The following is a 12,011-nucleotide window of genomic DNA, read 5'->3' as shown; positions in this document are numbered from 1 at the left end:
GGCTATATCATTCCCGCCGTGAAGTTCGCCGCCCGCTGGGTCAGGCCGGCACTCACATAATCGCTGTGGGCGAAGGGATTTCGCCCCTTAGAACAAATCGGGTCACCATCCTTGCACAAGTCGATCGCCCTGCCTGCAAACAGACCGCTCGACGACACCGGATTGCCGAACTTCGTTGCGGGATTTCCGAACACCGCGACCGATGCGACGGTGACTGCGCTGGTGGCGGATAGGGGGGCCGCCGACCCGATGTCGCCGATTTTGTTACCCAGCGGCGGAATGCCGGCCATCATGTCGACCACTGCCGCACCCTGTGAGTAGCCGCCGAGCACGATCCGGGTAGACGGGCATTGCAGCGCCATCTTCGCGATGTGTGCCGTCGCGTCCGTCGCTCCCGCTGCGGTGGTGAGGAAGTCATAGCTTGCCGGATAGTCCACCGCGTACGTGCTGATGGTGCGGTCGGGACGCTGTGCGCTCAGCGCGTTGACGAAGGCCTGGCCGGTACGGCCGATGCCCACGGCTTCGTTCGTGCCCCGCGCGAACACGACCTCGACGTCCGAGCACGCGGAACCTTGACCATGGGGCTCGGCGGCGACGGTCGGGGCGGTGCCGACGATCAGGGCGGTCGCGGATCCGATGGCTGCTGCAATGGCGGCCACCCGGGCCGGCGTACGTGGCAAAGTCACGCGGACAATATTTCACATTCTGACCGTCAGCGGCTAACTGCTACCCCTGGCGCTGGTGGTCAGCTCCTCAAACCCGCCACCGTCCGGCCAGGTCGCGGCGGCGACCTTCTCGGTGCGGTCGCCCTGGCGGGCCAGTGCCAGACCCACCAGCACGACCGCGCCGCCCACGGCCTGCGTCGGGGTGATGGCCTCACCCAGCAGCACCCAGGCCGCCAGCACGGCGAACATCACCTCGGCCAGACCGACCAGCGAGGCGAACCGTGGCCGCAGCCGGGCAATGCCCATGATGCCGAGCGTGTAGGCGATCGCGGTGGCGATCACGCCGAGCGCGATCACCGGGACCACCCACGACATCGTCAACCCCGCGACGGCGGTGTCGTTGGCGGTGAAGATCAACGGCATCACCCCGGTCACGCCGAGCGTGGCGACCGCGGTCGCGCCGACGATCAGCCCGCCGGCGGCCAGCGTGATCGAGTTCAGGCTTCCTTCATCGGAGCTGTCGGCGCTCACCTTGTCGGACATCACGAAGTAGCATGCCGCACACACCGCGGCGGCCAGTCCCCACGCCACGCCGATCGCGTTGATGTGCGCGCCGGCAAACCCGCCGTTCTCAAAAATATTGAGCACCAACATGATTCCGGCGATGGCGAGTGCGACGCCTACCAGCGTCATGTTGCGCGGCCGGCGCCGGGTGGTGGCCCACAGCCAGCCCACCACCAGGATCGGGGCGATGTACTCCAGCAGCAGCGCAACGCCGACCGACAGGTGCGCGACGGCGTTGTAGTAGCACAGCTGCGCGCCCGCGATCGGGATCAGCCCGTAGGCGATCACGATCCTGCCGTGCCGCATGGCCTCGCGGAACCAGTCCGGCTTGACGACGGTGGCGAAGATGGCCATCACCAACGCGCCGCCGGCCAACCGGGCGATGACCGCGGCGGTGGGGGTCCAGCCGGCCTCCATCAGCGCCTTGGCGAACGGCCCGGACATCCCGAAGGTGAAGGCGGAGCCGACGGCGAACAACAGGCCGAGCCGGAAATGATCCACGCCTCGCGTTGTCGACGTCATCTGGGACCCTCCGGGGATGTAAGGAGTAAAATGATCTTTGGTCGTGACACTAGCCGGGAGGGAGGTCAGGAGTCAAATGATTTTTACTCATGACACTGAGCTCACGTTGCGGGCCGCGTGCGCGCTGATCAACACCGACCGCGTCGACGGCGAGCGGCTCGGCGAGATGGCGGCGCTGAATGCGTTCCTGGACGGCTGGGGATGGACCGGCCGCCGCGACCATGACGACGCGGAACTGGCGTCCATCCACCGGCTGCGCGAACGGCTGGGCATGATCTGGGCGACCGCCGACGACGAGGAGGCCACGGTCGGGCAGATCAACGCGCTGCTGTCCGACACCAAGGCCCGGCCGTGGCTGACCCGGCACCCGGAGATGCCGGAATGGCACCTGCACCTGGCGTCGGTCCGCGATCCGCTGTGGCAGCGGATGGGGGCGGAGCTGGCGATGGCGCTGGCCGACCTGATCCGCGCCGGGGAGTTGCGCCGGCTGAAGGTCTGCGCGGCCCCGGACTGCGAGGCGGTGCTGATGGACTTGTCCCGCAACCGCTCACGGATGTTCTGCGACACCGGCAACTGCGGCAACCGCCAGCACGTTGCGGCCTACCGCGAGCGGCGGGCGCAGCGCTAGCCGGGTTCAAGGCATGTAGATCCCGCGGATGCGGTAATAGCGACCGCGGCCGAGTAGCGCATTCGCCGCCTGCAGGCCCGACATCACCGCGGCCTCGATACATCCGGCGTTCATCCCGCAGTCGGTCCAGTCACCGGCCAAAACGAGGTTGTCGTAACCACTTTCGTCGGGCCGCAGGCGGAATTCGTCGCTTCCGGGAACGGACTGCACATAGCGATCCGACGGGTCGATGTTCACGCTGACGTGTTGGGTGGCCAACGCCGCCGGGCCACGTTGGCCGTCGGCGCCGCAGAGCAGGTGCCAGGCAAAGCCGTCCGCAGTGACGGTGTTCGGGTAGAACAGCCCGAGGTGGCGGTCCACGTAATCGGCGGCATCGAGGTGAACCAGGTCCCGGTACCGCCGGATATAGCTCTCGTAGTCCTCGGTGGTCGGCCACGGCGCGTCGAGGCTGCCGCAGAAGTAAGCAACCGTGCCCGGACGATCCTCGTCGGGCCAGTCTTCCGCCCAAAGCGTTTGCGGCATCGACGCCCACGTTTCGAACGGGCGGATATAGGCGGTGACTGTTGCGCCAGGTCTCGGCCATCCGAGCGCGGGTTCGTCTGGGCGCAGCCAAAGCTGGAATGCCTGTGTCGCGACCGTGCGGACGTGCGTTGTCATTTCGCGCCAATCCGGTCGATCTTCGATGAGTTCTTCCGCCACGACGGGAATCATCCCCAGTGATACGGCGAGCACAACGTGATCGAAATCCTTGCCGTGCCGGAGAACTCTCGTCTCGACGTCGTCGCGGCTACCAAAGTGTGATTCAAGATCGTCGAGCCCGTCCCTGGCTTGGATCTGCGCGACCAGTGGCGCGTTGGGAAAGACGGGAAGGCCGCGAACGGTGACCAGCGGATCGTAGGCGTCGACACCGTCGGCGAGTCGTACCTGACGGCCGATGGCGATTGCGTCGACAGCCTTCCGTCGCCCGTCGAGATGCAGCGCGTCAACGCGATGGAAGAACTCGAATTTCACGCCGCGCCTGCGGAGTGCTTGATAGAGCGGTGCCATCACGACGTCGCCCATCCCGGCCGTCATCTTCCAAAAGATCGCACCCTTGTACTCGAACAGGACGAATCCGATGAGGAAGATCATGACCCCGGCGCCGACCGCGGGCCGCTGGGGATCGGCCTGCTCGTAGCCGAAAACCAGGTCGTAAAGACCACGCACGAACGCAGACTCGAGCACATCGGGATGGCCGCCGTGACGGATTACCCAGTCGCCGAATTCTTCGTCATTGATGGCCCTGAACCCGTGCGGGTGAGTGATGAGGTTGTCTGCGATGACACCGCGCACGGCTGCGACGACAAGCGAAATCAGCAGCCAACTGCGTTTGTGGTCAAGGCGATTCTCATAGTCAATCGCGTGACGGATCGCATCGACTGCATGATCGAGGATTTCGGCCGGCGGGCCTTTCCTCACCTGTGGGTCCGCCACAGTCAGCATTGCTGCGAGCACCCCGCGCTGCACGGCTGCGATCGCTGGCGATGACGACGTGTGGGGCGGCTGTGGCGAGGTGGAAAGCTTCAGGCTGACCGGACTTGCATCACGCAGCGAGTCGGTGAAAGCGATTACCAACTGCAGCGCGCGGTCGATGAATTCGACCGCAGTGATCTCGCGGCCGGTGCCATCGGGTTCACCCGGCACCATCTCGTTGTGGGGGTGTGTACCAAGCCAAGTCAGCCAAACGTCGCCCCATTCGTCCGCCAACCCGGGATTGCCGGCGGGAATGATGGCCTCATCCCAGTATTGGATCGGTGCCGCGGAATCCGTTGTGGGTCTGTCTAGTTCGGCGTAGCACTCGCGAAGGAGTGCAAAGGCGTTCTCGTACGACCCGAGCCAAACGTGCAGACCGTGTTCTTCGATTCTGTCGTTCTTGCCACGGCTTGATGCACCCTTGCCGCCCAGTCGCCAGCCGCGTTGATAGACGGTGATGGATTCGAATCGATCGTGCCAACCCGGCTCGCTGAGTCGCCAAGCCGCACTCAGTCCCGCCATACCGCCACCGAGGATGGCGACCTTCCCGCCGGGTCGCCTCACCCGAGCAGCGTCCTGGCGCGCATCACGTCCGGCCAGTCGCTGTCAGCGGGAAATCGGGCGAGCGCGTCCGTGAGTGCTTCGCGGGTGGATTCACCGAATAATTCGAAATAGTCAGTGGCAGCGCGCAATTCAAAGATCCGCGCGTCTTGGCTTCGGGCCAGCTCGATGGCATCGCGGAGGGCAGCACGCTGCAATTCGCTGTCATCAGTGGTGAATACGCGAAGCCTCGTGAGCTCGGCGTCGTAGAAGTGCATGGTCGTTTGTCGAGCGAGATCCAGGCCCGCCAGCAACCTGGACCGCGCTTCCTCGAGCTGGCCCGTGGCGGTCAGCAACCGTGCCAGCAGCGCGTCGTAGAAAGTTATGAGGGCGATCACGCCGACTGCGCGCCACGTGTCGACAAACGCGGTGAGTGTTGCGATGTGCGGAGCCAAGGGCGCAGAGTCGCCGGCGTTGTCGGCCAACGCAATCAGCGCGCCGACAGTAGCATATTGCGCTGCTCCGGTCAGCTCCCAGGAATCAAAGCCGTGCTGCTCGCCGAGGGTGCCGAGTTCGAGCGCCACCTCGGAAGCGCGCTGTAGCTCGCCGGCTTCAATACGTATCAACACCTCAATCTGGCGTGCATAGGCCAGGCTGAATGCCCCTTTGGGGAAGGGCAGTTGGTCACACCTGCGTTCCGCGCTCCGGAGCTCGGCGTCGACGCCGGCTAAATCCCCGTCTAGACAGCGGCTCAACGCGAGATGGGTGAACAGGCCCGCGGTTGGATCGTTGGGCATAAACAGCATCGAGTCGAGTGCCTGCGCACCTTCCTCGGTGAGCGTTTGCGCCGCCGTCTCCATCTTTGTACGGGCGTAGCCGAACTCGCCGCGATACCAGGCCAGCATCCCGAAGGCGAAGTCGTTGACGGGCATGAACTTCTCGCGTGGACCGGTGAGGCTCCCCCGGATGGACTCGACCAGCCGCTGCGCGCGATCGAGATCCGCATGCATCGTGTAGTACGGGTACAGCGACATCACGGTCGACAAGAGGTCGTCATCATGTAGATCGCTGCTGCACAGCTGAAGGCACCGCTCGAAGTCGGCCGCGGCATTGGTGCTGAATACACCCTCGGCTGCTTGCGCGAGGAAGGCGCGTCCCAATCGGAGGGTAACCTCCAGCCGGTCGCGGTCCGGCCCGGTCGCCGAGCGCTCGACCTGCGAAACGGCATAGCTCAAGTAGGTCAGGGCCTCTCCGAGGGCGCCACGCTGGCGTGCATTCGCCGACGCCTGTGCATAGCTTGCCGCGGCCTCGATGTAGCGCTCTGCGCGCTCGTAGTGGCGTGCGATCAGTGGCCAGTCAGGGTTGCCATCGGCCGCCGCGGAAACCAACGCGTCAGCGGTGCGGCTATGCAGCTCGCGTTGAAGGGTGGGTGGTGACAATTCCGCGGCCACCTCGCGCAGCAGCTCGTGGTGGAAGCGCAAGCTGTCCAGATCGAGTGGTTCAAGCACCCGCCCGTTCACCAATTGCTGAATCGCTTGTGCGACTTCGTGCTCGGCGAGGTCAACGACCGTGAACAGCAAGCTGCGTTCGACGCGGCTACCGATGATTGCCGCTGCTTCGGCGACCCTGATGGCGTTGCTGCTCGATCGAAGCCGCGCATACAGTGCCTCGTAGAGCGTGTCCGGCACGCCCACAGCGGTGGACAGATCGGATGGCTGTTCCTTGATTTTCGCGACGACTTCTTCGATGTATAGCGGCACGCCGTCACAGCGATGCCGCACCGCCTGCAGTTGGTCGGGGGTCACCTCGGGGTGGAGGGCCACGGTCAGCTGGTCGACCTCGTCGTCGGTCAGCGGTTTCAGATGGAACGCCACAGCCTGTGTACTGTCAGGCAACATCTGCTCACGGCTGGTCATCACGACGAGGACATGGCCGTTCAGCTCGGCATCGAGGAGTGATTGGATGACCTCGGCGGTGTCTTCGTCGAACCAGTGCATGTCTTCGACGAGCACCAGTGCCGGCGTTTCGCGAACGCACGCGAGTAGGTAGTCGCGAACCGCGTCGCAGATTTTGTCGTATAGCTTGCGGCCTTCGGCGTGTACCGGCTGATAGCCGAACTGGGGATCGATGCCGAGAAGGGGTGCCAACAGCGGAAGCAGGGCCGCAGGGTCGAGCGACCGTTCCTCGATCTCGGCTCGTAGATGTTGAAGACGTTCTGTCGGATCGGATGTCCGGCCGATGCCACAACGTCGTTCGAGCAATCGGCGGATCGGGCGCAAGCCGACATCGGTGTGGAACGGCGACCCGATCAGGTACAGGACGGTCCCATGGGATTGTTCGGCTATATCGACGGCTGACCAGGCCAGCCGACTCTTGCCAATGCCGGCCTCACCCTGAAATGTCACGCCGGGTGTGCGCAGCTCCCCGGCGTTCGCCTGCGCCCAGGAGTCCTTGAGGTATGCCAACTCTCGTTCCCGTCCGACCAGGGGTCCGAGGGGAGTGCGCGTCACCTCGCGTTCGGCGATCACCCGATAATGGCGGACAGGATTGTCCACGCCCTTGACCTGTGCAGGCAGCTGAGCCTGCAGTTCGAATCCACCGTGGACGAGGGGCTCTATCGCCTCCGATATCGCGACGGTGCCCGGGTCGGCGAGACTACACATCCTGGCCGCGAGATTCGCGGCGAAACCGTAGACGTCGTCTTGTGCGGTGTCCAGGTACACAATTCCGCGGTGAATACCCACCCGGACATCGATGTCGAAGCCGAAGCGGTGCCGGACCCTTCCGCTGAGAGCGGCAACCTCGCGGGTGATGTCCAGGCTGGCCTGCACCGCCCGCTGCACGTCGTCCTCGTGGGCTTTTGGATGTCCAAAGAAAGCCAGTAGCCCGTCACCCTTGGTCGAACCGATGTGGCCCTCATACTGGCCGACGATGCGCAGTACGTCGTCACGGTAGCGCCCAACGACAGTTCGATAGGTCTCCGGTTCAACCTTGGTCGACAACGCGGTGGAGTCGACGAGGTCGGCGAAAAGGATCGTCAGGCGGCGGATTTCGCCGTATTCACCCGGCGCGGCAAGAAGGTCTTCGGCGTCGGCATTGTTGCGGTCGACGGCTAATACTTGACCGGCGAGGAGGTTGGCGGTCGCCCGATCGCCTTCGGCGGCGGCGCGCAACGCGCGATCGAGCAGCTCGTCGACGCCTGCAGGTCGATCAGGATGACTCACAGTGCAAATGACACCTCTACAGTCTTCTCCGCTGTATTCGTGTCAAGTTTGTATGCCTTGACCGTACCGACATAGACGCCGCTCGGAAGGCCCGCGGAGTTCGCGACCATTCTGAAGGAGTCCACGTTCGCGGGCAGGGTGCCGTTCGGCAGGTCGATGCTGATCAGTGTGGCGACATCCTCCTTGGGAACGGCTTTGCGGGCCAGCTTCTCGACCTTCAACGTGCGGTCGTAGGTTTCGGCCTTGATGTGGATGTAGTCGGACTTCAAGACCGGGTCCGCGTATGCACCAGGACCTGCGGCGATGGTCTGTGCGATTTCAGCGCTGCGCAGCATCCCGATCCGGGCCACCTTCACCGCCGACTTCATCAATTCGTTCCTGTCGACGTCCATTGGATCATCGTCGATGAGGGCAGCCGCATCGGCGGCGACCTGAGTGGCTTCCAACAGGCCACGGCGCAGGACCGTCGTGATGTGGTCGGCGAGCAGCAGCACACGAGGATCGGGCGGGGTCTGCAGCGGAATGCGGGCGATGTCGGCGGCGCCCTGTATGGCGATTCTGCTCAGGTCGTAGAACGACTTGATTGCGTCTTTGGTTTCGTACGCGGGGGGGTCGGCGTTGATCTTGTCGTACGCCTCGGTTGCGACCTGAGAAGCGTCATCGATCGCCTCGTTGACCTCCTTGGCATACCGGGCCGCGATGACTTTGGGGTCATCCATTGGCTTTCTCCTTCGGAGGCTTGACATTGCGTTCGGCCGTCTTGTAGACGTCCATCGACCAGTCCTTGAGGTCCTTGCCCATCTGCTTGGTGACGTCTTCGACATCGTCTTTGATCAGGCCGTCCAGCCAGCGGCTCGCGGCGTCTCCGAGATTGCTGGTCACCCTGTCGATGAGGCTCTTCGCCAGTCTGCCAGCGTCGTCCACAGTGTCGGGGAAGTTGATCGGCAGTGTGGGCGGGACATCGGGTGGAATCGTCGGCGGACTGTTATCCACGAATTGCTGCTGAAAGGCGGCGGAGCTTGGCCACGACTTGAGCGTTCTCCCCTGGGGCAACTGCAGGTCGTTGTTCATCGCTTTGCGGGCGGTGCCTGCGAGCATTTCCTTGCCCGCATCCGACCAGCCAAGCAGGCAGCCGAGCGCCGATGTCGCCGTGGGACTGAGGCCGTTGACCCGCTCTTCTTTGCTGGTGCGGATTCGCACACCCTTGCCGTCTGGACGTTTGCGGGTCGGGGTCACCCAGATGTAGCCGTTGTCGATCTCGACAATGCCCGCGGACAGGCCTTCGTTCTGACGATTCGGGTCCAGCCTGTAGTTGATAATGAGGCCGTCGTCGCGCTTTTCCAGCGAGAAGATGAGCGCGGTGTTCAGCAGGTACTCATCGGGCTCGGCGGAAATCGATTCGACGATCCGGTACCAGCGGTCGGCAGTGAAGCGGTTGGGCAGCTGCTCGGCCATCTTGTGAAAGAAGGTGGGGCAGCAGATGTCCCAATTCAGTGGATGGAGGATCTTCTCGATTTCATCCACTGTCAATTCGTCGTCTTCCGAATCGGTGTAAAGCGTGCTGCAGTATTGCCCGCCGGAATCCTCCAGCGTTCCGAAGCACGGTTTGGCGCGTTCGGCGAACTGCTCGCTGACCTGTTCGCCGGCGATGCGCACGAACGACTTCTGATCGACGATCTCAGCGATCCTGCCCTCCAACGCAAAGGCCTTGTCGTCGCCGGACAATAATTCTCCTTCTCTTACCGTGGGCCAGGCATCGAGGACACCGGGCAGTATCGCCAGCATTTGGTTGTCCCGAATCTCGGGCTGCTCGAGGTAGCCGCTCCTGACCTGACGAATCTTTTCGAAGATCACGCTTGCGTAGGCTGCGCGCGCCAACGCGGGATGGCGATCATCATCCAGCACCACAGGGTCGCCCAACGTCCGAGTCACGCGTGGTAAGTCGGCCAGGTGTGCCCTCGCGTCCTCAAACCCAGGAAATTCAAACGGTTCGCGACCCTCCCGCACCTTCGGGCTGTTCAGGAATACTTGCAACTCGCGATACCAGCCGCGCTGGCCCAGCCCAGTGCTATTAGGCAGAAGGTTCTCCACCGTGGCGAGCACAGCGTCGTTCATGGGGCTGGGATCCTGATCGGCGTCGCTTGCTATCTGGTCGATTTGCCCAAAGAGCGCCATAGAATACGCGCGAATATTCGGCATGGCCCCGCCTTCCGCGATATGCGGACTTAGCATACCGTTGTGCACTCCAAATGCTCGGCAAAACGGATGGGTAGGGCAGCAGCAGTTGACTGAGCGGGGGCTAGGGGACGACAGCACGATCTCGGATCTGCCATGGGCAGCGGTGTTCGACCCTGCCGCCAACATCCGCGCGCTGGGCGCCGTCCAATCGCAGGGCCTGCGCGCAGCAACCGAAATCGTCGACCGCTTCGTTCAATTTGCCGGTAACGACTCGAACCATAAAGCCGGTGACACCGATGTTGCACAGCCGGTGGATAAGGCGAGAACATCGCAGACGTCAGCCGCGAACGCGGACCGAGTGCTGGCGACATGGGAATCGCTGGTAGGCCGGCTCGCCCGTACGACCGCCACGCCCGGCCCGATTCCAACCGGCACCCCGACACTGGACTTGGCCGGGTCGGGCGCAACGACCGCCATCCACATGGAGACGCGAGGTGCCGGCCCGGTGTGCGCAGAGGTATGGCTGCACAACGGCGGAGCGACCAATCTCGGTGAAATCGGACTGCGGTGCAGCGACCTGTTGTCCCACAGCGGTGACGTGATCAAAGCTGACGCCGTTTGTTTCGAGCCGGATCCGGTGCCGATGCCTGCGCGCAGTAGCCGCGGTGCGGTCGTGTCGGTCCAGGTATCGGACGGAGTCGCGCCCGGTGTCTACCGCGGTACGCTGCTCATCGACGGCCACCCCCATCTGTGGCTTCCCCTGGTGCTCATGTTGCAGCCCACTGACGGATGACAGAGCTCGCGGACCGCGCCGCCCTCGTTACCAGTGTCGAGGACCGACTGCGCGAGGTGGGCCGTGCCGTCCGGCGAACGATGCTTGACGCGATGCCTGACGGTGAGCCGGTGCAGTGGCTGTACGGTCCGATGCGCGAGTATCCATCCCGCCCCGGCAAGGCTCTCCGCCCTGCATTGTGCCTGTCGGCGGGTCGCGCGTTTGGCGCCAGCTCTGAGGAGCTGCTGGGGATAGCCGTAGCGATTGAGCTGTTGCACAACGCGTTCCTCGTCCATGACGATGTCGCCGACGGCAGTGAAATGCGGCGGGGCAGACCGACACTCGCGGCGACGTATGGACTCGCGGCAGCCCTGAACGCAGGCGACGGGCTGGCGATTGTGGCGGGTCAGGTACTGCGGCGGGCCACTCGACGGCTAGACCGTGACCTCGCTGACCTCGTGTGGGGCGAGTTCGACACGATGGCCATGCGCACACTTGAAGGCCAAGCGACGGAGGTCGGGTGGCAGCTCGACAACGTCGAGGATCTGGGCCCCGAGGACTACCTGCACCTGATCATGCACAAGACGTGCTGGTACACCACCATCCATCCGCTTCGTGTCGGCGCGATCGTCGGTGCTCGCGGCACCGTGGACCTGGGTCCCATGGTGCGGTTCGGATTCCACTTCGGCGCGGCCTTCCAGATCCGCGACGATCTGCTCAATCTCGTCGGCAGCGAACGGATGTACGGCAAGGAGATCCTTGGCGACATCTACGAGGGCAAGCGCACGCTGCCGCTCATGCACCTGTTGTCCAGCGCAAAAGGCGCAGACATTGCTCTGTTGCGCGACTATCTTCGCCGGACGCGCGCCGAGCGGTCGCCCGAACTCGTCGGCAAGATTCGGGCACTGATGGACGAATACGGCAGCATCACCTTCACCGGCGAGTACGCCGAAGGCATTCTGCTGGTGGCCGAAGAGTACTTTGAGCAGGCATTCGCCGCCGCGGAACCCGGCCCGGATCTCGACTTCCTCCGGTCGCTGGTGCCCTACGTGTGGGCACGGTGGCGATGAGGGCGTCGCCTGCTTCGGCCCGGCCGTCAGCGGGTGCGTGACAATCCCGCCGAGAACGACGCGGCACTGTGGGAACGTATACCGTTTCGCCGGGGCTTGCGCTTTCGCGGCCGGCCAGGGTTCGGGGACTGAGCCTCCTGCGGGCGCGCGCTGGCCTTCGGCTTACCGAAGGTGCGCTCGCCCGGGGCGATCTGCTGCAGCACCGGATGTGATGCTCCGCTGAACCGGGTGATGGTCGGCTTGACTCCCGCCTTGCGGGTCAGGTGCCGCACATCGGACACCTGGTCGTCCTGCATCAGCGTCACCACCGTGCCGTCGGCTCCGGCGCGCGCGGTG

Annotated in this window: 9 protein-coding genes and 1 pseudogene; 3 read left to right on the top strand and 7 right to left on the bottom strand. The window is 64.1% G+C overall.

All coding sequences use genetic code 11. From position 1 onward, the window contains the following. Positions 1 to 2: 2 nt before the first annotated feature. Positions 3 to 695, bottom strand: coding sequence for a cutinase family protein (locus ACRDU5_RS10300; RefSeq protein ID WP_526614393.1), 693 nt, complete (start codon positions 693 to 695; stop codon positions 3 to 5). A 24-nt stretch (positions 696 to 719) separates the two neighbouring features. Further along, positions 720 to 1,751 (bottom strand): EamA family transporter, encoded by a 1,032-nt coding sequence (locus ACRDU5_RS10295; RefSeq protein WP_526614392.1) that lies wholly within the window; start codon positions 1,749 to 1,751, stop codon positions 720 to 722. Between the two features lie 76 nt (positions 1,752 to 1,827). Here ACRDU5_RS10295 and ACRDU5_RS10290 point away from each other — a divergent pair, with 76 nt between their 5' ends. Continuing rightward, a complete protein-coding gene (locus ACRDU5_RS10290) occupies positions 1,828 to 2,379 on the top strand; it encodes a CGNR zinc finger domain-containing protein (RefSeq protein WP_526614391.1) in 552 nt (183 codons plus the stop codon). A 6-nt stretch (positions 2,380 to 2,385) separates the two neighbouring features. Here the strand turns inward: ACRDU5_RS10290 and ACRDU5_RS10285 are convergent, their stop codons facing one another. From ACRDU5_RS10285 to ACRDU5_RS10270, 4 genes are read right to left on the bottom strand one after another with little or no spacing between them, the layout of a single operon-like run. Beyond that, on the bottom strand, positions 2,386 to 4,455 hold the full coding sequence (locus ACRDU5_RS10285) for an FAD-dependent oxidoreductase (RefSeq protein WP_526614390.1): 2,070 nt from the start codon (positions 4,453 to 4,455) through the stop codon (positions 2,386 to 2,388). Next, positions 4,452 to 7,604, bottom strand: a complete 3,153-nt coding sequence (locus ACRDU5_RS10280; protein WP_526614389.1) for an ATP-binding protein — start codon at positions 7,602 to 7,604, stop codon at positions 4,452 to 4,454. Before ACRDU5_RS10280 ends, ACRDU5_RS10285 begins: the two co-directional genes overlap by 4 nt. A 47-nt stretch (positions 7,605 to 7,651) precedes the next feature. After that, on the bottom strand, positions 7,652 to 8,374 hold the full coding sequence (locus ACRDU5_RS10275) for a hypothetical protein (protein WP_526614388.1): 723 nt from the start codon (positions 8,372 to 8,374) through the stop codon (positions 7,652 to 7,654). Next, positions 8,367 to 9,854: a hypothetical protein gene (locus ACRDU5_RS10270; RefSeq protein WP_526614386.1), complete on the bottom strand. Its 1,488-nt coding sequence runs from the start codon at positions 9,852 to 9,854 to the stop codon at positions 8,367 to 8,369. The genes ACRDU5_RS10275 and ACRDU5_RS10270 overlap by 8 nt, the downstream gene beginning before the upstream one ends. Positions 9,855 to 9,939: 85 nt before the next feature. On the opposite strand from ACRDU5_RS10270, the gene ACRDU5_RS10265 reads away from it, so the two are divergent. Next, positions 9,940 to 10,626 (top strand): hypothetical protein, encoded by a 687-nt coding sequence (locus tag ACRDU5_RS10265; RefSeq protein WP_526614384.1) that lies wholly within the window; start codon positions 9,940 to 9,942, stop codon positions 10,624 to 10,626. After that, the gene (locus ACRDU5_RS10260; protein WP_526614383.1) at positions 10,623 to 11,675 is read left to right on the top strand and encodes a polyprenyl synthetase family protein; all 1,053 of its coding nucleotides are present in this window, start codon (positions 10,623 to 10,625) and stop codon (positions 11,673 to 11,675) included. Before ACRDU5_RS10265 ends, ACRDU5_RS10260 begins: the two co-directional genes overlap by 4 nt. Positions 11,676 to 11,701: 26 nt before the next feature. On the opposite strand, the pseudogene ACRDU5_RS10255 reads toward ACRDU5_RS10260, so the two are convergent. Next, positions 11,702 to 12,011 (bottom strand): annotated as a pseudogene (locus tag ACRDU5_RS10255) (DEAD/DEAH box helicase); the annotation flags it as partial.

Origin of the sequence: Mycobacterium sp. (assembly GCF_050701515.1) — a bacterium.
In the GTDB taxonomy this organism is placed as follows: Bacteria; Actinomycetota; Actinomycetes; order Mycobacteriales; family Mycobacteriaceae; genus Mycobacterium.
This window is presented reverse-complemented; position numbering and strand designations above follow the sequence as displayed.

Coding starts and splice junctions, on each gene's coding strand:
- ACRDU5_RS10260 (WP_526614383.1), top strand. CDS start 10,623: ATGACAGAGCTCGCGGACCGCGCCGCCCTCGTTACCAGTGTCGAGGAC.
- ACRDU5_RS10270 (WP_526614386.1), bottom strand. CDS start 9,854: ATGCCGAATATTCGCGCGTATTCTATGGCGCTCTTTGGGCAAATCGAC.
- ACRDU5_RS10290 (WP_526614391.1), top strand. CDS start 1,828: ATGATTTTTACTCATGACACTGAGCTCACGTTGCGGGCCGCGTGCGCG.
- ACRDU5_RS10295 (WP_526614392.1), bottom strand. CDS start 1,751: ATGACGTCGACAACGCGAGGCGTGGATCATTTCCGGCTCGGCCTGTTG.
- ACRDU5_RS10275 (WP_526614388.1), bottom strand. CDS start 8,374: ATGGATGACCCCAAAGTCATCGCGGCCCGGTATGCCAAGGAGGTCAAC.